Annotated in this window: 20 protein-coding genes; 8 read left to right on the top strand and 12 right to left on the bottom strand. The window is 71.6% G+C overall.

Going from position 1 to position 20,699, the window contains the following annotated elements:
* Window positions 1-3: 3 nt before the first annotated feature.
* From lepB (ACIGJO_RS28640) to ftsH, 10 genes are all read right to left on the bottom strand, one after another.
* Complete coding sequence (gene lepB, locus ACIGJO_RS28640; protein WP_399963111.1) at window positions 4-897, bottom strand: signal peptidase I; 894 nt, start codon at window positions 895-897, stop codon at window positions 4-6.
* Entirely contained in the window at window positions 800-1,888 is a 1,089-nt protein-coding gene (gene lepB, locus ACIGJO_RS28635) for a signal peptidase I (protein WP_399962931.1), read from the bottom strand. Before lepB (ACIGJO_RS28635) ends, lepB (ACIGJO_RS28640) begins: the two co-directional genes overlap by 98 nt.
* Window positions 1,881-2,651, bottom strand: coding sequence for a signal peptidase I (gene lepB, locus ACIGJO_RS28630; RefSeq protein ID WP_399962929.1), 771 nt, complete (start codon window positions 2,649-2,651; stop codon window positions 1,881-1,883). Before lepB (ACIGJO_RS28630) ends, lepB (ACIGJO_RS28635) begins: the two co-directional genes overlap by 8 nt.
* Before the next feature lie 45 nt (window positions 2,652-2,696).
* Window positions 2,697-3,047, bottom strand: coding sequence for a 50S ribosomal protein L19 (rplS, locus tag ACIGJO_RS28625; protein WP_266924312.1), 351 nt, complete (start codon window positions 3,045-3,047; stop codon window positions 2,697-2,699).
* Window positions 3,048-3,176: 129 nt separating this feature from the next.
* On the bottom strand, window positions 3,177-3,998 hold the full coding sequence (gene trmD, locus ACIGJO_RS28620; protein ID WP_399962927.1) for a tRNA (guanosine(37)-N1)-methyltransferase TrmD: 822 nt from the start codon (window positions 3,996-3,998) through the stop codon (window positions 3,177-3,179).
* The gene (gene rimM, locus ACIGJO_RS28615) at window positions 3,998-4,615 is read right to left on the bottom strand and encodes a ribosome maturation factor RimM (protein WP_399962925.1); all 618 of its coding nucleotides are present in this window, start codon (window positions 4,613-4,615) and stop codon (window positions 3,998-4,000) included. The genes trmD and rimM overlap by 1 nt, the downstream gene beginning before the upstream one ends.
* 109 nt (window positions 4,616-4,724) lie before the next feature.
* Window positions 4,725-4,964 carry an RNA-binding protein gene (locus tag ACIGJO_RS28610; protein ID WP_004944869.1) on the bottom strand — a complete coding sequence of 80 codons (240 nt, stop codon included), beginning with the start codon at window positions 4,962-4,964 and terminating at the stop codon, window positions 4,725-4,727.
* Between the two features lie 2 nt (window positions 4,965-4,966).
* The gene (gene rpsP / locus ACIGJO_RS28605; protein WP_073726855.1) at window positions 4,967-5,407 is read right to left on the bottom strand and encodes a 30S ribosomal protein S16; all 441 of its coding nucleotides are present in this window, start codon (window positions 5,405-5,407) and stop codon (window positions 4,967-4,969) included.
* Between the two features lie 156 nt (window positions 5,408-5,563).
* Window positions 5,564-6,157, bottom strand: a complete 594-nt coding sequence (locus ACIGJO_RS28600; RefSeq protein ID WP_084749914.1) for a hypothetical protein — start codon at window positions 6,155-6,157, stop codon at window positions 5,564-5,566.
* Between the two features lie 333 nt (window positions 6,158-6,490).
* Window positions 6,491-8,422 (bottom strand): ATP-dependent zinc metalloprotease FtsH, encoded by a 1,932-nt coding sequence (gene ftsH, locus ACIGJO_RS28595; RefSeq protein WP_399962922.1) that lies wholly within the window; start codon window positions 8,420-8,422, stop codon window positions 6,491-6,493.
* 198 nt (window positions 8,423-8,620) lie between these two features.
* On the opposite strand from ftsH, the gene yhfZ reads away from it, so the two are divergent.
* The 8 genes from yhfZ (at window position 8,621) to ACIGJO_RS28555 (ending at window position 16,415) form a co-directional block, all read left to right on the top strand.
* Complete coding sequence (gene yhfZ, locus ACIGJO_RS28590; protein WP_399962920.1) at window positions 8,621-9,559, top strand: GntR family transcriptional regulator YhfZ; 939 nt, start codon at window positions 8,621-8,623, stop codon at window positions 9,557-9,559.
* Window positions 9,560-9,673: 114 nt separating this feature from the next.
* Complete coding sequence (locus ACIGJO_RS28585) at window positions 9,674-10,060, top strand: PRD domain-containing protein (protein WP_329945300.1); 387 nt, start codon at window positions 9,674-9,676, stop codon at window positions 10,058-10,060.
* 64 nt (window positions 10,061-10,124) lie between these two features.
* On the top strand, window positions 10,125-10,481 hold the full coding sequence (locus ACIGJO_RS28580; RefSeq protein WP_266924298.1) for a DUF2620 domain-containing protein: 357 nt from the start codon (window positions 10,125-10,127) through the stop codon (window positions 10,479-10,481).
* A gap of 46 nt (window positions 10,482-10,527) precedes the next feature.
* Window positions 10,528-11,862, top strand: a complete 1,335-nt coding sequence (locus tag ACIGJO_RS28575) for a YhfT family protein (RefSeq protein ID WP_399962917.1) — start codon at window positions 10,528-10,530, stop codon at window positions 11,860-11,862.
* 47 nt (window positions 11,863-11,909) lie between these two features.
* Window positions 11,910-12,875, top strand: coding sequence for a phosphotriesterase (locus tag ACIGJO_RS28570; RefSeq protein WP_399962915.1), 966 nt, complete (start codon window positions 11,910-11,912; stop codon window positions 12,873-12,875).
* 2 nt (window positions 12,876-12,877) lie between these two features.
* A complete protein-coding gene (locus ACIGJO_RS28565) occupies window positions 12,878-13,993 on the top strand; it encodes an aminotransferase class V-fold PLP-dependent enzyme (protein ID WP_399962913.1) in 1,116 nt (371 codons plus the stop codon).
* 2 nt (window positions 13,994-13,995) lie between these two features.
* Window positions 13,996-15,162 carry an alanine racemase gene (locus ACIGJO_RS28560; RefSeq protein ID WP_399962910.1) on the top strand — a complete coding sequence of 389 codons (1,167 nt, stop codon included), beginning with the start codon at window positions 13,996-13,998 and terminating at the stop codon, window positions 15,160-15,162.
* A gap of 11 nt (window positions 15,163-15,173) precedes the next feature.
* Window positions 15,174-16,415, top strand: a complete 1,242-nt coding sequence (locus ACIGJO_RS28555) for a phosphopentomutase (protein WP_399962908.1) — start codon at window positions 15,174-15,176, stop codon at window positions 16,413-16,415.
* 116 nt (window positions 16,416-16,531) lie between these two features.
* Here the strand turns inward: ACIGJO_RS28555 and ffh are convergent, their stop codons facing one another.
* On the bottom strand, window positions 16,532-18,091 hold the full coding sequence (gene ffh / locus ACIGJO_RS28550; RefSeq protein ID WP_399962906.1) for a signal recognition particle protein: 1,560 nt from the start codon (window positions 18,089-18,091) through the stop codon (window positions 16,532-16,534).
* A 131-nt stretch (window positions 18,092-18,222) separates the two neighbouring features.
* A complete protein-coding gene (locus tag ACIGJO_RS28545; RefSeq protein ID WP_399962904.1) occupies window positions 18,223-20,670 on the bottom strand; it encodes a [protein-PII] uridylyltransferase in 2,448 nt (815 codons plus the stop codon).
* Window positions 20,671-20,699: the final 29 nt, after the last annotated feature.

The following is a 20,699-nucleotide window of genomic DNA, read 5'->3' as shown; positions in this document are numbered from 1 at the left end:
ACCCTACCCGGCGGTACGCCCGCTGGTCAGCCTCTTGCGGCGCCACAGCACGAGGGGCAGCGCTCCGGCCACACCCAGTGCTCCGGGAGCCATGGCGACCGCCGCGTTCAGACCGGGCTGGTCGAACGTCTTGGGAACCGGCAGCGTTGACCAGCGGTTGATGGGCCAGGCCACGACGACGGCGCGGCCGACGACCTCGTCCGTGGAGACCGTGCCCTGACCGGGAAGCTCCTGGTGGTACCGGGAGTCCAGCGAATTCTGGCGGTGGTCGCCCATCACCCAGATCCGGCCCTCGGGCACATGGATCGGCCCGAACGGCTCGTCGTTGCACGGAGTGTTCCCCGGGAAAATGAACGACTTCTCGTCCAGTGCCTTCCCGTTGACCGTCACCGGTCCGTTCTTCTTGCACTCCACCGTGTCACCGCCGACCGCGATGACCCGCTTGATCAGGTCCTTCTCCTCGGCCGACGGCATCAGGCCGATGAAGCTGAGGAACTTCTGCACCGCGTTGGGCTCCGGTGTCACGGTGTCCTCCAGCCAGCCGCCCGGGTCGTGGAACACCACGACCTCGCCGCGCTCCGGCTCCGAGCCGAACCACGGGGTCAGCTTGTCGACCAGCACCCGGTCACCCCGCTGCAGTGTGTCCTGCATGGAGTCCGAGGGGATCGAGAACGCCTGCACCAGGAAGGTCTTGATCAGCAGGGCCAGGACGAGCGCGATACCGATGAGAAGCGGCAGTTCCTTCCAGAAGGAACGCGGCTTCTTCGGAGCCCTGCCACCGCTGCCCGCGGAGCCGGCGTCACCCTCCGCCCGGCCCGCCGAAGCCCCCTCGGAAGACTCGGCGTGCTCCGGCCGGTCCTCGGGTTCGTCGTGTCCGGATCGTGCGCCGACCGCCAAATCCCCCACATCCACTCCTCAATCCGTGCCACTGCCCGCGCCCGGTTCGGTGCAGGCCCACCACTCCCATAACGAGCGGGAGTTCCGCAGGGGTCGGGAGCCGGACCATCGCATATCGATCCTGGGGGGACACACTATTCGACATGCGGGGCAACACGGCCGCCCCGGCACGCGCATCCGGGACCGGGGCGAAGGTCTCGCGTTCCTCCAGCGTGCGCCAGTGCCCGAACGGCCAGGCGATCACGACAGCCCTTCCCACGACCTCGTCCTCGGACACCGTGCCCCTGCCCGCGTCGTCGAGGTGGAAGCGCGAATCCGCGGAATTGGACCGGTGGTCCCCCATCACGAAGATCCGGCCGGCCGGAACCTTTACCTCGAATTGGACCGTCGATGGCTCATTGCCGGGATACAGATAGGGCTCGTCCAGCGGGACGCCGTTGACACTGACCCTGCCGTCCGCGCCGCAGCACTTCACCGTGTCTCCGCCGACCGCGATGACCCGCTTGATCAGGTCCTGCTCGTCGTCGGACGGCAGCAGTCCGATGAAGGTCAGCAGCTCCATGACCTGTTTGACGCCGACGGGGGCGTCCTTGCCGTCCGTGTCCGTCCGCTCCGCGTTCAGCCAGCCGCCGGGGTCCTTGAACACCACGACGTCGCCGCGCTGCGGCTTCGATCCGAACCAGGGGGTCAGCTTGTCCACGAGCACGCGGTCGCCGATCCGGATGGTCTGTTCCATCGATCCCGAAGGGATCACGAAGGCCTGCACCAGGAAGGTCTTGAGCACCAGCGCGATCAGCAGGGCCACCACGATGAGCACAGGGACCTCCCGCACCGTCGACCCGCGCCGCCGCCGTCGGACCTTGCGGGCGAGCCTCCGGCGCTCGGCGCGGGTCCGCGGCGGGCGCGGAGCGGCCGACCCGGTCGCGGCGCTCCTGCCCGGCGGCGCGCTTTCCCCGTCCGGTGCGCCACGTCCGCGTCCCCGGTTACCCATGGGCTCCGGCGGGCTCCGGCACCCCGGCGAAGGCATCGGTGCCCGGCAGCGACCCCAGCCGCCCCAGCGGCCAGCCCAGCCAGTCCACCCGCCCGATCACCATGTCGACGGGGACCATGCCGCCGCCGGGCTGCCCCAGGTGGTCCCGGGAGTCGCGCGAACTGCCGCGGTGGTCGCCCATCATCCACAGGGTGCCCATGGGCACGACGATGTCGAAGGGCACCTGGGAGGGCGCGTCCCCGGGGTGCACGTACCGCTCGTCCAGCGGCCGGCCGTTCACCTCGATCCTGCCCTGCTTGTCGCAGCAGACCACACGGTCGCCCCCCACGCCCACCACACGCTTCACGAAGTCGGTCGCGGCGGGTTCGGTCAGCCCGAGGGACGCGGCCGCGCCGCGCAGCAGCCCGGTGACGGCGTTCTCCTCGGCGTTCTCCTGGACGAAGGAGCCGGTCCCGTCGAACACCACCACGTCGCCGCGTTCCGGCACGGAGCCGAACCGGTACGCCAGTTTGTTGACGAGCACCCGGTCCCCGACCCGCAGGGTGGGCTCCATCGAGCCGCTGGGGATCAGGAAGGGCTGAATCACATACGCGCTGAACAGCAGCAGGACGACCGTGCAGAGGGCTCCCAGGGCAGCCGCCCGGCGCCAGGACATCGGAGGGGCGGAACGGTCCTGGATACGCGAGAAGCGCGACCCCTCCTCCGGCCCGTTCCCGGGTCCGGAGGAGAGATCGCGCTCCGTGTGCTGTGCTTCCGTGTCCATCGCGGCCGAAGCCTATCCGGCCGCGGTGTGGACGCGTGCGTCAGCTCAGTTGTCGCGCTTCTCCTTGATCTTCGCGGCCTTGCCGCGCAGCTCACGGAGGAAGTACAGCTTGGCGCGACGGACGTCACCGCGGGTGACGAGCTCGATCTTCTCGAAGATCGGGCTGTGCACCGGGAAGGTGCGCTCGACGCCGACGCTGAAGGAGACCTTGCGGACCGTGAAGGTCTCGCTGACGCCCGAGCCCTGGCGGCGGATGACAACACCCTTGAACTGCTGGATACGGGAGCGGTTGCCCTCGATCACGCGCACGTGGACGTTGACGGTGTCACCGGGGCGGAAGGACGGAACGTCCGTACGCAGGGACGCGGCGTTGACGCCATCGAGCAGGGAAGCCATTTTGTCTGCTTTCTTCGCCGATGCCACAGGTCATCGACGGGAGATCGTAAGGAGTTCGGATTGCTGATCGCGTCGGGCGGGCGTCATTCCCCCTGTGGCAGGGGCGCGCGCCGGACGTACAGCAGCGGCCTATTCTTCCACGGTCGGGGGCCTGCGCCAAAATCGGCCGCCCGGCTCCGGTGACCAGCCGAGGATCGAGAGGATCTCGCGGTCCTTCTTGTCGAAGCCGCTCGCCTCGCAGCGCTCGATGAGGTCGGGCCGGTGCAGGGCGGTACGGGCGAAGGCCTCGTCCCGCCGCCAGCGCGCGATCCTGCCGTGATGGCCGCTGAGCAGGACGTCCGGGATGCCCCGGCCTCGCCACTCGGGCGGCTTGGTGTAGACCGGCCCCTCCAGCAGATTGGCCATGGCGCCGGGGGCGAACGAGTCGTCGCGGTGCGACTCCGCGTTCCCGAGCACCCCGGGCAGCAGCCGGGCCACGGCCTCCGTGATGACCAGGACGGCCGCTTCCCCGCCGGCCAGGACGTAATCACCGATCGACACCTCGATGACCGGTATCCGGGTGGCGTATTCGTCCATCACCCGGCGGTCGATGCCCTCGTAGCGGGCCGGGGTGAAGATCAGCCAGGGCCGCTCGGAGAGCTCGACGGCCAGTTCCTGGGTGAACGGCCGGCCGCTGGGGGTCGGGACGACGAGCACGGGGGAACCCGCCCCCGCCTCGTACCCGTCCGCCAGTGTCCCGTCCAGCGCCTCGCCCCACGGCTCGGTCTTCATGACCATGCCGGGTCCGCCGCCGTACGGGGTGTCGTCCACCGTGTTGTGCCGGTCGTAAGTCCAGCCACGCAGGTCATGCACGTGTACGTCGAGCCGGCCGCGGGCGCGGGCCTTGCCGACGAGCGACACGTTCAGCGGTTCCAGGTACTCGGGAAAGATCGTGACGACGTCGAGCCGCATTACGCGTCACCCTTCGGCGCCTCGCCCGCGCTGTCCGCCGCACCGGCGCCGTCCGCCGTACGGGTGCCGTCCGCCTCGTCGTCGCGGGCGGAGGCCACCACGGCCTGGCTCTCGTCGATGAGGCCGGGCGGCGGGGAGATGACCGCGCGCTGCTCGTCGAGATCGATCTCGGTGACGATCTCCTCCACGAACGGGATCATCACCTCGCTGCCGTCCGGGCGCTCGACGATGAACAGGTCCTGCGAGGGCAGGTGGCTGATCTCCGTGATCCGCCCGATCTCGGTGCCGTCCGCGAGGACGACATCGAGGTCCATCAGCTGGTGGTCGTAGAACTCCTCGGGGTCCTCCGGGAGTTCCGCCGGGTCCACTTCGGCGATCAGGAGAGTGTTGCGCAGGGCCTCGGCTCCCGTACGGTCACGCACGCCCTCGAAGCGCAGCAGCAGCCTGCCGCTGTGCACCCGGCCGGTCTCGATCGTCAGCGGCCCCGTCGCGGCCGGGTCGGTGGCCAGGACGGCCCCGGGCCCGAGCCGCAGCTCCGGCTCGTCCGTACGTACCTCGACGGTGACCTCGCCCTTGATGCCGTGGGCGCGGCCGATCCGCGCAACTACCAACTGCACGCTGCTTCTCCGATTGATGGTGTACGGACGTAGAAGTAGATGGTGACGGACGACAAAGGCCGGGGACGGCTCGAAAGCCCTCCCCGGCCCTGGCCGGTGTTCAACTCTTTCAGCGAACCTGGTCCACATCGACGAGGTCGACACGGATACCACGGCCACCGATGGCGCCCACGACGGTACGCAGAGCGCGAGCGGTGCGGCCGTTGCGGCCGATCACCTTGCCGAGGTCATCGGGGTGGACCCGAACCTCCAGCACGCGCCCACGGCGCAGGGTGCGCGAGGCCACCTGCACTTCGTCGGGGTTGTCGACGATGCCCTTCACGAGGTGCTCGAGAGCCTCCTCGAGCATGCTCAGGCCTCGGTCGACTCGGTGGACGCGGCAGCGTCAGCCGCCTCGTCCGCCTTCTTGTCGGACTTCTTGGCCTTCTGCGTGATGGCCTCACCCTTGGCCTCGTCGCCGTCCGAGGACAGCGCCTCGAACAGAGCGCGCTTGTCAGCCTTGGGCTCGGGCTGCAGCAGCGGCGCCGGGGCCGGAAGGCCCTTGTGGGCCTGCCAGTCACCGGTGAGCTTCAGGATCGCGAGAACCGGCTCGGTCGGCTGGGCGCCGACGGACAGCCAGTACTGCGCACGCTCCGAGTTGACCTCGATGCGCGACGGGTTCTGCACCGGGTGGTACAGGCCGATCTCCTCGATGGCCCGGCCGTCACGGCGGGTACGGGAGTCGGCGACGACGATGCGGTAGTGAGGCGAACGGATCTTGCCCAGACGCTTCAGCTTGATCTTGACTGCCACGGAAGTGGTGTCTCCTGGTCTTGACGTGGTTGGGCACAACGAAGATGCCACGTGGGGTTGCGGTACTCGGGTGCCCGACGGACGCGTCAGCCGGAGGAGAGAGGGGTCCTATGCGGCTGTCGAGTACAGCTAGCCATTGTGCCACACCACATCGCCTCACCTCACCGCGACCGCCGCTTCCGGGATCTGGAAGGGCTTGCCGCAGCCGCCGCAGACGATCGGCGCCTGGGCGAGGACCGAGGGAACGACGCGGACGTTGCGTCCGCAGTCGCAGACGGCCTTGACCCGGACGCCGCCCCCGGAGGAGCCGTGCCGGGCGGCGGGACCGCGGAAGGAGCGCTTGGTGTCGGCGGCGGTGGCCACGGTGTGCGCCTTGAGGGCGCGCTGCAGCCGTTCGGTCGTCGGGCGGTACCGGCGCTTGGCCTCCGGATTCAGCGTGACGAGCGAGAATCCGCTGCTGGGGTGGGGCTCCTCGGCATGATCGAGGCCCAGCTCCTCGGCGATCGCGAGGAAACGTCGGTTGTGGTACCGGCCGGCACGGGAGGTGTCTCGGACACCTCTCGCGGCGGCGATGCCGTGGACTGCCTCATGGAGCAGTCGTTCGAAGGAGAGCTCGGCGCCACAGGCGGACGACGACTCTCCGATCAGGGACTCGGGCGCGGCAAGATCGGGCAGCTCGGGGTGGTACCGCTGAATGTCGGCCCACGCCTGTGCCAGCTCTGCGGCAAGTACAGGTGGTGTCGTGCTCACGTCGTGACAACGAGCCTGAGTGCCCCGGTGTTCCTATTCCGGGGCATCCCAAATAATTTGCACGTACCAGTCAGTTGCCCTTGATGCGTCCGGACGAGGGCGGGTGCGCAGATCTGCGGAGAAGGCGCACAGCTCACATCAAGGTGGTACGTAGCACCTGGTGCGCCCCGGCGTACCGACAGGCGCGGAACACTGCCGCCGTGTGCGACATTACCCGGCGTATCACCACCCGTGGCACCGGGCCGCCCGGCGGTGCGCGCGGCGGACCGCCCACCGGTGCTTCACGGCCGGCGGCGCCCGCACGGGATTCCGGGTCACCCGACCGGCACACCGTCAGGAGCTGCCGCCGCCCGGCTTGTCCAGGCGGGTGATGCCGGCCGCCCGGTAGGCCGCCGCCTCGTCCAGGGTCTCGTTCGCCATCAGCGCGTCGGCCAGTGAGTCGAGCTTGCCGCGGTTCTCGCGCAGGAGACGGCAGGCGTCCTCGTAGCACTCGTCGACGATGCGGCGCATCTCGGCGTCGACGGCGTCGAGGGTGGCGGGCGCCGCGGAGAGTCCGTAGGCCTGCTGGGCGTCGGCGGGGATGGCGGTGAGACGGCCGATCCGGTCGCTCATGCCCCAGCGGCCGACCATGCCGCGGGCCAGGGAGGTGACCTGTTCCAGGTCGCTCTCCGCGCCGGTGGTGATCACGTCGTACACCACGTGTTCGGCCGCCATCCCGCCGAGGGCGCCGATGATCCGGCCGCGCAGGTACTCCTCGGTGTACGCGTACTTGTCGGCGTCCGGGGTCGAGAGGGTGACGCCGAGGGCGCGCCCGCGCGGCACGATGGTGATCTTGCGGACCGGGTCGGCGCCGGGCTGGAGCATGCCGAGGAGGGCGTGGCCGCTCTCGTGATAGGCGGTCCTGCGGCGCTCCTCGGCGGGCATGACGAGCGGGCGCTCGGCGCCGAGCTGGACCTTTTCCAGGGCGTCGGACAGGTCGGACTGGCTGACCTCGGCCTGCTTGCGCCGGACGGCGAGCAGGGCGGCCTCGTTGGCCAGGTTGGCGAGGTCGGCGCCCGTCATTCCGGGGGTGATCCGGGCGACCTGGGCCAGGTCGACATCCCCGGCGAGCGGGATCTGCCGGGTGTGGATCCTGAGAATCGCTTCCCGGCCCCCCTTGTCCGGCGGGCTGACCTGCACGACCCGGTCGAAGCGGCCGGGCCGGGTGAGGGCGGGGTCCAGGACGTCGGCGCGGTTGGTGGCGGCGAGCACGACGACGCCCTCGGAGCCGGAGAAGCCGTCCATCTCGGTGAGGATCTGGTTGAGCGTCTGTTCGCGCTCGTCGTGGCCGCCCATGCCGGAGCCACCTCCGCGGGCCCGGCCGATGGTGTCGATCTCGTCGATGAAGATGATGGCGGGGGCGACCTTGCGGGCCTCGGCGAAGAGTTCGCGCACCCGGCCGGCCCCGACGCCCACGATCATCTCGATGAACTCGGAGGCGGACGCGGAGAAGAACGGCACCCCGGCCTCGCCCGCCACGGCTCGGGCCAGGAGCGTCTTGCCGGTTCCGGGCTGACCCGCCAGGAGCACGCCGCCGGGCATCCGGGCGCCCATCTTCGCGTACTCCTCGGGGTTCTTGAGGAAGTCGACGACATCGTCGAGCTCGCCCTCGACCTCGTCGATCCCGGCCACGTCCTCGAAGGTGGTGCGCTTGCGCCCTTCGAGCTCGACCGGCTTGGGCGGGGGCTTGCGTCCGAGGCCGCCCATGCCGCCGCCGAGCCCGCCGCGCATCCGCCGGGCGATGACGACCCAGAGCAGGACGAGCAGCAGCATCGGGGCGAGCGAGATCAGCAGGTTCGCCAGGAAGCTGCGCTGCTGGACGACCGGTTCGGCGGTGACGGTGACATCGTCCTTGGTCAGCTCGGCCCAGAGGTTGTCGTCGGCGAAGGCGGGCCGCTGGGTGGTGAACTTGGTGTATTTGTCGTCCTTGCCGGGGACCTTGGCCTCCTTCTTGAGCTGCCCCTGGATCGCGTCGCCCTTGGAGTAGATCTTGGAGACGTTCCCCGCGGTGACCTGCTTGCTGAATTCGGTGTACGCGATGGTCGGCTCGTCATCACCGTTGAAGAAGGACAGCACCAGGTTGGCGATCAGATAGACGGCCAGAGCGGTCAGGAGCAGCCGGCCCCAGCCGCCGGGCATCTTCCGGCCGGACGGCTGGGGCGGGGGCGCGCCCTCGGAGCGCCATGGCTGGTCCGTCCGATCGCGCGGAGGTACGGGGTTGGTCACTCGTGCTCCTCTGCCGACGGCCACTGATGGCGACATTAGGGGAGAAACCACACCAAAGCCTCTGGAGAGGGGTCCCAGTGGCCCCATGGAGGGACACGGCGGGGCAGGGCGGGGCGGCGGACGCCATTTCCCGTGCCCCGCCACGCTCCCCGGGTGAGCTCCTTGCCAATATCCAGAATCCTGTTTACTGTTCGTTTCGTGAACGCCTTCGATGACCGATTCCTCACGCGAAACGGCCTCGCTGCCCGGCAGCTCGCGGTCCTGCTGCTCAACCACGAGCCGGACACCCGGCTGCCCCGCGTTCGCGACTACGCCCAGGAGCTGGGCTGCGGCAACGGCACGGTCCAGGCCGCGCTGCAGCTCCTGGAGGAATCGGGCGCCATCGAGACGACCGCCCGGGGCCACCTCGGCACCTTCCTCGTCCGCTCGGACCGCTCGATACTGTGGCGCCTCTCCGGCCTCGGGACACTGCTCGCCGCGATGCCCCTGCCGTACTCCCGGCGCTACGAAGGCCTGGCGACCGGGCTGCGCAGCGCCTTCGAGGAGGCCGGCGCCCCCTTCGCGATCACGTTCATGCGAGGCGCCGGAGCCCGTACCGCCGCGCTGCTCGAAGGAAAGGTCGACCTCGTCGTCCTGTCCCGCTTCGCGGCCGACCAGCTGATCTCCGAGCACCCGGTGGAGCTCGTCGCCGATCTGGGCCCGGCCACCTATGTCGGCGCGCACGGCATGCTCGTACGCCATGGCGTCGACCTGGACGCCCCCGGCCTGCGGGTCGCGGTCGACCACGCGTCGGAGGACCTGCGGATGCTCGTCGAGCGGGTCTTCGCCGGACGCGAGGACGTCCGGTGGCGCGAGGCCTCGTACATGCAGCTGCGCGATCTCTTCGCCCGCGACGAGGTCGACGCCACCGTGTGGAACCTCGACGAGGCGCAGGACCGGATCGGGCTCGGCGTCGATGTGCTCCCGCTCGGCGACGAGGTCACCCGTGAACTGGCCCTGCGCAACTCCAGCGCGGCCATCATCGGCCGGACCGACGGGGCGAAGGCCCTGGCCGCCGTCCGGGACTCGCTCGACCTCTCCCTGATCACCTCGCTCCAGAACGAAGTACTCAGGGGCGAGCGCGTGCCCTCGTACTGACGGACCGTCCTGCCGCACTCCGGCGGGACGGGGGCCGAAGGTCCTGAAACCGGGGGACCTTCGCCACCTTCAAAATACAAAATCCTGGTTATTGTTGATTTTAGGAGGATCACCATGGACGACCAGCTCGCTCTGCGGATCCAGCTCTTCCGTGAAGGCGGACAGGTCAGGCCCGAGGTGGCCGACTTCGTCGCCGCCGAGCTGGCCGCCCTCGAAGCGGACGGCCGCACCGTCACCGAAGCGACCGCGGGCATGCTCACCAGCCATCTGATGATGGCGCTCACCAGGCTGCTGAACGGCGAGCCCATCGAGCAGTTCCTCACCGACGACCAGGTCGCCGCGGAACTGGCCGGGCATCCCGACGCCGTGGCCCGCGCCCGCGCCGTCTCCGCGCGCGCCGAGCGCGACCTCGGCTCCGCGCTGCCGGAGTCCGAGGTCAATTTCCTCGGCATGCACCTCGCGGTCCTGGCCCAGCAGTCCCCCGCCACCCCCGCCCCCTGACCCACTCCGCTCCCCCGGCCGGGACCGTCCCCCGGCCGCACCACCCCACGGAAGAAGGACAGCCATGACGAAGATCCTCACCGGCGGCGTCGGCAAGATCGAGGTCACCGACACCATCAAGAAGCTGGGCATCGACGGCATCGACGTCGTCGCCTCCAGCGACATGGACGCCGCGATGAAGCTCCGTGTGGGACAGGCCGACTACTACCTGGGCACCTGCCACACCGGGGCCGGTGCCTCGCTCGGCGTGCTCGTGGGTCTCATGGGCAACGCCGCCTGCCACACCTTCGGCCGCAGCGTCCCCACCGAGGAGCAGATCACCGCCCTGCTCGCCGAGGGCAAGAAGGTCTTCGGCTTCTCGATGGACCAGATCGACACCATCGCTCCCCTCATGGCGCGCGCCATCGCCGCCCGCGGCTGACCCCAGCCACTTTTCTTGATCATCCCGGGCACGAAGGAGTGACCCCGTGAGTACCACACTCGCAGCCGGCGCCGGCCTCGATTTCTCGCTGGCGCAGCAGCTGACCGTGATAGCCCTCTGTGCGCTGACCGCGTACATCTCGCACATGGCGCTCGCCGTCTTCAACGACGGCGTACGACCGTTCCTCCTGGACTTCATCCAGGGGCGCACCACCCGCAGCGCCACGACGGCGGTCTCTTTCGGTCTCTCGGCCGGGTTCATCTTCGGACTCGGCGCGCCGATGGCGCTCTCCACCGGTGTGCTGAACCCGTGGCTCCTCTTCCTGCCGACGGACATCCTCGGCATGCTGTCGCCGAAGAAGTGGCTCGCGCCGATCCTCGGCGGTGCCTGGGGCGCGGTCGTCGTCTTCGGGCTGAACGGCGCCAACAACGTGGCGCACGACCTGCCGGTCGACTTCATCACCGCGATGCAGCAGATGTCGACGCCGATCCTCTTCCTCTTCACGCTCTTCCCGGTGCTGGCCATCACCAAGCAGTTCGGCCGCAAGTGGGGCGGCATCGCCGGTGTCCTGGAATTCGCCCTGGTCGTCATGACCATGAAGCTCTGGCCGAACATGTTCGCCGGGGCGCTGGCGATGGCCGTCGGCGTGCTGATGCTCATCGGTCTCGCCGTCGCCAAGGATCTGGGGCAGCGCAAGGCAGACAAGGCGGCGGGCGTCACCGAGGTCGTCCTCGACGACGATCCGATGGCCTCGCTCTTCAGCACCAGCGCGGCACGGCTGCGCAAGTACCTCCCCCTGTTCATGGTGCTGGGGGCCGGGGTCTGTGTGCTCGCCCAGATGCACATATTCGGCGGCGGCGAGGCGACCAGCTTCCTGATCGCCAAGGGGCAGTACGCCGAAGCCGCCCAGGTCGACTTCTACCGGGTCTTCGGGTTCATCCCGCTGATCGCGACGACCGCGCTCGCCTCCGGCGCGTACGGCATCGCCGGCTTCACCCTCGTGTACCCCATCGGCTACCTGCTGCCGAACCCGTTCGTCGCCGCGATCGTCGGCGCCCTCGTCTTCGCCATCGAGGTGCTGGCCCTCTCCTACATCGGCAAGCTCCTCGGCAAGCTGCCCAGCGTCCGCGACTCCTCGGAGCACCTGCGCAGCGCGATCAGCGACACCCTCCAGCTGGCGATCCTCTTCGGTTCGCTGATGGCCGCCAACGCGATGGGCGGCGGGCTCGGCATCCTCGTGGTCGGCGGGCTCTACCTGCTGAACGAGGCGATGGGCCGGCCGATCGTCCGGATGGCCGCGGCACCGGCGGCCGTGATCGTCGGCGGCATCCTCCTCAACCTCCTGTACTGGCTCGATCTGTTCACCCCGGTCAAGGGCTGACGCCCGGTCCGGGCCAGGTACGCCACCGCCAGGAAGGACCCCCCACGATGAACAGCGCCACCCCCCACCCCGCCCCCGTTCTCCGTACCGTGCTCGGAGACCTCGCCCCCGATTCCGTACGCGGCCCCGCCCTCGCCCACGAACACCTGGTCCTGGACCTGGACCACCGGGGCGACGGCGCGGCCGTCCTCACCCCCGAGCGGCACGCCGCCGCCGTCACCGCGGAGCTGGCCGGACTCCGCGAGGAGTTCGGGCTGTCCCTGGTCGTCGAGCTGACCTGCCGCGGCATGGGCCGCGATGTGCGCACCCTGGCCCGGATCGCCCGGGACTCCCAGGTCGCCGTCGTCGCCGCGACCGGCTGGTACTACGAGCCGTTCCACACCCCCGAGATCGACGACAGCAGCGTCGAACAGCTGACCGGCACTCTCGTCCGCGAGATCAACGGCGGCATCGGGGCCACCGGGATCCGGCCCGGCGTCCTGGGCGAGATCGGCAGCCACGGCGACATCCCGACGGCGCCCGAGGCCAAGGTGCTGCGCGCCAGTGCGCGGGCCGCCGTCACCACCGGGCTCTCCGTCGCCACCCACGCGCAGCTCGGCCGCGGCGGCCTCGCCCAGCTGGACCTGCTCACCGCCGAGGGCCTGGAGCCGCACCGGATCAGCATCGGCCACCAGGACCTGCTCGACGACCCGGCGGTGCACAAGGAGCTGGCGGCGAGCGGCGCGTACGTCGCCTTCGACACGGTCGGCAAGGACAGCTACCAGAGCGACGACACCCGGCTCCGGCTGCTGCTCGCCCTCCTTGAGGCCGGACACGCCGACCGGGCGTTGCTCAGCTGCGACATCTCCCGCCACGGCTATCTGACCACCGAGGGCGGTCAGGGCTACGGGCACCTCTTCCGCGGCTTCCTGCCCAAGGCCCGCGCGGCCGGTGTGGACGAGGACCTGATCGACCTGATGACCCGCCGCAACCCGCTGCGCTTCCTCACCGGCGCGAGCGTGGAGGAGATCTGACCATGAGTCCCGCACTCCCCGAGACGTTCCCGCTGCCGACGGTGGAGCTGTCCGACGCCGTCGCCCGGCAGTTCCGGCTGATCGAGGCCACCGCCCGGCACTTCGAGGGCCCGCAGCTCTTCGCCTCCGACGCCGGGGTCGTCCCCGGTCTCGGCCGCCCCCGCACCACCGCCCGTGTCGAAGCCGTCCTCGCCGACTTCTTCGGCGCCGAGGACGCCGCCTTCGTGCAGGGCGCCGGCACGGGGGCGATCCGGGCCGCCCTGAACGCCGCCGTCCGGTCGGGCGACCCGCTGCTGATCCACCGCGCGCCCGTCTACCGCACCACCGAGGTCACCCTGCGCGGCATCGGCGTACAGACCGTCGAGGCCGACTTCAACGACCCCGACGAGCTGCGCGCGGCGCTGGAGTCGGGCCGGTTCCGCTGGGCCTACGTCCAGCACACCCGCCAGCGGCTCGCCGACTCCTACGACCCCGGCGCGGTCCTGGCGGCCTGCCGGGCGGCCGGTGTCCGCACGATCGTCGACGACAACTACGCCGTCATGCGCACCCCCGCCGCCGGGGTGGAGCTGGGCGCCGACGCCTCGTGCTTCTCGCTGTTCAAGCTGCACGGCCCGGAGGGTGTCGGGATCGTCGTCGGCGCCCGCGGCCTGGTCGAGCACATCCGCCGCGACAACTACTCCGGCGGCGGCCAGGTCCAGGGCCACCAGGCGCTCGACGCGCTGCGCGCGCTCACCCACGTACCGGTGATGTGGTCCGTGCAGTCGCGGGTCGGCACCGAGGTCGCGGACCGGCTGGCGGCGGGCGAGGTGGCCGGGGTCGCCGAGGTGCGGCTCGCCAACGCCCAGGACCGCTGCCTGCTGGTCCGCCTCGACCGGCCGGTGGCGAAGGAGCTGCCCGCCGTCGCCGCCCGGTTCGGCGCGGCCCCGTACCCCGTCGGCTCCAACTCGCGCTACGAGATCGCCCCGCTCTTCTACCGGATGTCCAGCTCCGCGCTGGAGGACTCCCCCGAGCTGGCCGACTGGACCGTGCGCATCAACCCGATGCGGGCGGGCGCGGACCTCGTGATCGAGATCCTGCGCCGTTCGCTGGACGCTCTGAACGACCCGAAGGACGACTGACCGTGTTCCTCGACACCCTTCTCACCCGCAACCCCGGGCTCGTCGAGACCGCGGCGGCGCTCCACCGCGACGGCGCGATCCCGCCCGACACCTATGTGATGGACCTCGACGCGGTCGAGGCCAACGCCGCGCTCCTGGCCGCCGAGGCCGAACGGCTCGGCCTCTCGCTCTGGTTCGTCGTCAAGCAGCTCGGCCGCAACCCGGAGCTGATCGCCGCCGTCGCCCGGCACATCCCCGAGTACGCCGCGATCGACGCGCCCGAGGCCCGCACCCTGCACGCCGCGGGCGCCCGCGCGGGCAACCTCGGCCACCTCGTCCAGATCCCCCGCCGCGCGCTGCCCGGGATGCTGGCCTGGCGGCCCGAGACCGTCACCGTCTACGACCTGGACAACGCCCGCGCGGTCTCCGAAGCGGCCGCGGGGCTCGGCTTCGTCCAGGACGTCCTCGTCCGCCTCGAAGGCGCCGAGGGCACCGTCTACCCCGGCCAGGAGGGCGGTGTCCCGCTGTCCCGCCTGGACACGTTCGCGGAGGCCGCCGAGCGGCTGCCCGGCATCCGGATCGCGGGCGTCACCGCCTTCCCGTGCGTCCTGTGCGATCCGGTGACCGGGGTCCCGTACGCCACGCCCAACTTCACGCTCGCGCTCAAGGCCCGCGAGCTCCTCGCCGCCCGCGGCCACGGGGACCTCAAGCTGAGCGCCCCGAGCGCCACCTCGATGGCCTCCCTCCCGCTGCTCGCCGGACTCGGCGCCACCCACGGCGAACCGGGCCACGCCCTGACCGGCACCACCCCGCTGCACGCGCTCGACCCGGCGCAGCCGGAGACGCCGGCCTATGTGTACGTCAGCGAGGTCGCCCACACGCTGGACGACGGCCGTCCCGCGCTCTTCGGCGGCGGGTTCTACGCCCGCTCCCACATCAAGAGCGCACTGCTGCCACGCACCGGCGCACGCCTGGGCGTACAGGACGCGCCCGCCGAGAACATCGATTACTACCGGCTGCTCGACGCGCCCGCCGCCGGGCAGGAGGTCCGGCTCGGCGACACCGCGCTGCTCGCCTTCCGTACCCAGATCTTCGTCACCCGCTCGACCGTCGCCGTCGTCTCCGGACTCTCCTCCGGGGGGCCCCGCCGGATCGGTCTGTACGACGCCCAGGGCCGGGCCCTGAGCTGAGGAGGCATCCCATGGCCAAGACCGTCATCGTCGTCATCGACGGATTCGGCGTCGGCGCCATGCCCGACGCGGGCACGCTGCGCCCCGGCGATCTCACCGCCGACACCTGCGGACATGTCCTGGACCACTGCCGCGAGGCCTTCGGCCGCCCGCTGCGGCTGCCGGTCCTGGGCGCGCTCGGCCTCGGCCTCGTCCACCCGCACCCGGACCTCGCCCGCCGGACACATCTGCCCGTCGCCGCGGGCCGGGCCGCCCTCGGCTATCCGGGCGCCGACACCTTCGCCGGCCATCAGACGATGATGGGAGCCGACTTCAGCCGCGTCACCGTGGCCCGGCTCGCGGACCACATCGGGGAGGTGACCGCCGTCCTCGAAGCGGCCGGACACCGCGTCGAACCGCTGGAGGGCAAGCCGCTCCTGGTCGTCGACGGGGCGGTTCTGGTCCACGACAACCTGGAGGCCGATCCGGGGATCAACTGGAACGCCTCCGGCCGGCTGGAGGACCTGCCGTTCGACGGCCCGGACGGCATCCTCGCCGTCGCCCGTGCGGTGCGCACCGTCGCCCCGGTGGCCCGGGTCATCGCGGTCGGCGGCCACGCGGACGGCCCGCTGCCGCGCTTCGTTCGCGCCGGGGAGGCGGGCACGGTCGGCATCGACACCCCCGCCACCGGCTTCTACCGCAACGGCGGCCTCGAAGTGCAGCACCTGGGTGCCCGGCTCGACCACACCCGCCAGCTGCCCGATCTGGCCGCCCGCGCGGGCATCCCCGTCACCCTGGTGGGGAAGGCCGCCGACATCCTGGCCTGCGACGCGGCGGTACGGCACCCCGCGGTGGGGACCGCGGACGTGTTCGCGTACACCCTCGAAGCGGTACGCGCCGCGGGCGACGGCCTGGTGGTCGCCAACGTCCAGGAGACGGACCTGGCCGGGCACCAGCAGGACACCGAGCGGTACGGGCGCCTCCTGGAACAGGTCGACGCGGGCCTGGCCGCGCTCGTGGCCCTGCTCGACAGCCCCGGCGACCGCCTCATCGTGACCGGTGACCACGGCAACGACCCGACGGCCGGGCACGCCTTCCACACCCGTGAGTACGTCCCCGTCCTCATCCACCGGCCCGGCGCGGGCGCGGTGGAGCTGCTGCCGGACGCGGACAGCCTGGCGGACGTGGGCGCGACCGCCGCCGTGTCGCTGTCGCTGGACCCGGCGGGGCTGGCCAACGGCCGGGCGCTGCGCCCGGGGCGGCACGCCGCGTAGACCGCCGGGCCCGGGGCGAACGTCGGCCGTCGGGTCACCCGGCCGCGGGGCACGCGTGAACGCCGTAAGGGGCGCCCACCATTGGTGGGCGCCCCTTACGCGTGGTCCGTGGGCCGTCAGCCCATGAACTTCTTGAACTCGTCCGGGAGGGCGAAGTCCTCGGCGGGCTTGCCGCCCTGACCGGCCGGCAGTCCGAACGCGCCGCCCTGCGCCGCCTGCTCGCGCCGGGCCGCCTCGGCCTGCTCCTCGGCCTTGCGCTTCATGGGGTTGCCGCTCTTGCGCTTGCCCTTGGCCTGCTTGACCTGCTTCTTCTGACGGCCGGGGCCGCCGCCCATGCCCGGCATCCCCGGCATCCCGGGCATGCCGCCGCCCTGGGCCATCTTCGACATCATCTTGCGGGCCTCGAAGAAGCGCTCCACCAGACTCTTCACGGCGGAGACCTCGACGCCCGAGCCCTTGGCGATGCGGGCCCGGCGCGAGCCGTTGATGATCGTGGGCTCGGCGCGTTCCTTCGGGGTCATCGACTTGATGATCGCCGCGGTACGGTCCACGTCGCGCTCGTCGATGTTGTTGATCTGGTCCTTGATCTGCCCCATGCCGGGCAGCATCCCGAGCAGCTTGGAGATGGAGCCCATCTTCCGGACCTGCTCCATCTGGGCCAGGAAGTCGTCGAGCGTGAAGTCCTTGCCCTTGCTCGACGCCAGCTTGGAGGCCATTTTGGCGGCCTCTTCCTGACTGAACGTCTTCTCCGCCTGCTCGATCAGGGTGAGCAGGTCACCCATGTCGAGGATGCGGGAGGCCATGCGGTCCGGGTGGAAGGCGTCGAAGTCCTCGAGCTTCTCGCCGTTCGACGCGAACATGATCTGCTTGCCCGTGACATGGGCGATCGACAGGGCCGCGCCACCGCGGGCGTCACCGTCGAGCTTGGAGAGCACCACACCGTCGAAGCCGACGCCGTCGCGGAAGGCCTCGGCGGTGTTCACCGCGTCCTGGCCGATCATCGCGTCGACGACGAAGAGGATCTCGTCCGGGCTGACGGCGTCGCGGATGTCCGCGGCCTGCTGCATCAGCTCCTGGTCGATACCGAGACGGCCCGCGGTGTCGACGACGACGACGTCGTACTGCTTGGAGCGGGCGAACTCGACCGAGTCCTTGGCGACCTGGACCGGGTCGCCGACGCCGTTGCCCGGCTCCGGGGCGTACACCGCGACACCGGCACGGTCGGCGACGACACTGAGCTGGTTGACGGCGTTGGGGCGCTGGAGGTCGCAGGCGACCAGCAGCGGGGAGTGGCCCTGGCCCTTGAGCCAGAGGCCGAGCTTTCCGGCGAGGGTGGTCTTACCGGCACCCTGGAGGCCCGCGAGCATGATCACGGTCGGCGCGGTCTTGGCGAACCGCATGCGCCGGGTCTCGCCGCCGAGGATGCCGACGAGCTCCTCGTTGACGATCTTGATCATCTGCTGGGCGGGGTTCAGCGACTGGGAGACCTCGACGCCGCGCGCCCGCTCCTTGACGTTGGCGATGAACGCGCGCACGACCGGCAGGGCCACATCGGCTTCGAGGAGCGCGATACGGATCTCGCGGGCCGTGGCGTCGATGTCCGCCTCGGACAAGCGGCCCTTGCCCCTGAGGTTCTTGAAAGTCGCGCTAAGGCGGTCGGAGAGAGTATCGAACACGGCGCTCGTCGGTCCTCAGGGTCGGGGGCGGGGCAGGTCAGTCGCACTCCAGGGTATCCGGCCCCCGCGGAACGCGAAGCCCTCGCCCGGTTCTCGTACCGGACGAGGGCTTTTCCGTGCGTTCGGGCGGGTCAGCCGAGGGCCTTCTCGACCTCCCCGGCGACCTCGGCGGCCCGCGCACCGGACAGCGGTCCGCCGTCCGCCCCGGTGACGTAGAAGGCGTCCACCGCGTTGGCTCCCAGCGTGGAGACATGGGCGCTGCGCACCCGTACCGCGCTCTGCTCCAGGGCCCGGCCGATCCGGTGCAGCAGCCCCGGGGCGTCCTGGGCCCGGACCTCGATCACCGTCGCGAGCCGGGAGCCCGCCGCCGCGACCGTCACCCGGGGCGGCGGAGCCTTCACCCCGCGGCGGCGCGGGTAGGCGGCCTCCCGCTCGGCGAGGCGGGCCCGGATGTCCAGGGAGCCGTCCAGGGCGCGTACGAGGTCGGCGCGGAGCCGGGCCGCCTGCGGGAGGGACCCGTACTCGGCCGCCACCCGCCAGCTGAGCAGCAGCAGGTCCGCGGTTTCGCCCACTTCGGTGGGCAGTTCCACGGCGCGCAGTTCGGCGGCGCGGACGGTGAGGCGGTGCAGGGCGAGGACTCCGGCGGCCGCGGGCAGCACGCCCGGACGGTCGGGCAGGGCGATGAGGAGCTCCACCCCGACGGGTTCCGGTCCGCCGTCGGCGGCGGGCCGCGCGGGCTGGGTGTGCAGGGCCAGGACGGGTTCGCCGGTGCGCAGGGCCTCGATGGCGAGGCGTTCCTGCTCGGCGCCGGGCGCGGTGGGTTCCGGTTCCCGGGGGACCTCGCCCGCCAGGACGGCGCGGACGCGTCCGACGAGGTCGGCGACGAGCGAGGCGCGCCAGGAGCTCCAGGCGGCGGGGCCGGTGGCGAGCGCGTCGGCCTCGGTGAGGGCGTGCAGCAGCTCCAGCGTGGAGGTGGTGCCGACGACGGTGGCGACGGAGCGGACGGTGGCGGGGTCGTCGAGGTCACGGCGGGTGGCGGTCTCGACGAGCAGCAGATGGTGGCGTACGAGGGTGGCGATGACCCCCACGTCGTGCCCCTCGAAGCCGATGCGGGCGGCCATGTCCCGGGCGATGACCTCGCCCGCCACGGAGTGGTCGCCGGGCCGGCCCTTGCCGATGTCGTGGAGCAGGGCGGCGACCAGGAGAAGGTCGGGGCGGTGGACGCGTCGGGTGAGGGCGGCGGCCCGGACGGCGGTCTCCACGAGGTGGCGGTCGACGGTCCAGGTGTGGACGGGGTTGCGCTGGGGGCGGCAGTGGACCCGCTCCCAGTCCGGCAGCAGCCGCGTGATGATCCCCTCGGACTCCAGCGCCTCCCAGACGCCGACGGTCGGCTCACCGGCCCCGAGGAGGGTGACGAGCTCCTCGCGGGCCTCGGCGGGCCAGGGCACGGGCAGCGGGCGGGCCGCGGCGGCGAGGTGGCGGACGAGGTGGCGGGAGAGCGGCAGTCCGGACTCGGCGGCCGCGGCGGCCGCCCGCAGGGTCAGGACGGGGTCCTGCTCGGGCCGGGCGGCGCGGGCGAGGACGACCTCGCCGTCCGCTTCCACCACCCCGTCGGCGAGCGGGGTGCGCTCGGGGGCTCCCCTCCCGCCGAGCAGGGCGCGGAGCCGGGGGCGTACGGAGCGGGCGCGCAGGACACGGCCGACCTCGCGCCAGGTGACGTCGGCGGCGTACGAGACGGTGCGCGCGGCCTCGTACACCTGGCGCAGCAGTGCGTCGGCGTCGAGCAGGCCGAGGGACCGGGCGACCTGGTCCTGTTCCTGGAGGGCGAGGCGGTCGGTGGCGCGGCCGGTGGTGAGGTGGAGCGCGTCGCGGACGTCGAGGAGGGTGCGGCGGGCCTCGGCGAGCCCCTCGCGGGGAGCGTCGGCGACCCAGGAGGCGGCGACGGCGCGCAGCGCGGTGGCGTCGCGGAGGCCGCCGCGGGCCTCCTTGAGGTCCGGTTCGAGGAGGAACCGGAGCTCGCCCGTGCGCTCGGCCCGCTCCCGGCAGAGTTCGTCGAGGGCGGGGAGACGTCCGGCCGCCTGGTTGCGCCAGTCGGCGAGGACCGCGGTGCGCAGGGCGGCGACGAGGCCGAGGTCCCCGGCGACGGGGCGGGCGTCCAGCAGGCCGAGCTGGACCTTGAGGTCCTCGCCGGCGGTCCTGCGGGCCTCGCCCGGGGTGCGTACGGAGTGGTCGAGGGCCAGGCCGAGGTCCCAGACGGGGTACCAGAGGCGGTCGGCGAGGGCGGCCAGTGCCCCGGCGTCGGCGCTGCCGTCGTGCAGGAGCAGCAGATCGAGGTCGCTGCGCGGGGAGAGTTCGCCGCGGCCGTAGCCGCCGACTGCGACGAGGGCGGTGCCGCGGACCCCGGTATGTTCGGCGGCCGCGGTGAACAGACCGGTCAGCCAGTCGTCGGTGAGGCGGGCGAGGGCCGCGCGGCGCGGCGGCCCGGACCGCGTCTCCTCCTGGAGGAGACGCAGCCGGGCCGCCGCGTAGCCGCTGGGTCCCGGCGCTTCGGATCCGGTGGTCGTCCCGGTGCTCGTCACCCAGCTGCCTTTCCGTTGGCGGGCCGTCG

The sequence above is a fragment of the Streptomyces sp. NPDC079020 genome (genome assembly GCF_044542225.1).
Taxonomy (GTDB): Bacteria; Actinomycetota; Actinomycetes; order Streptomycetales; family Streptomycetaceae; genus Streptomyces.
This window is presented reverse-complemented; position numbering and strand designations above follow the sequence as displayed.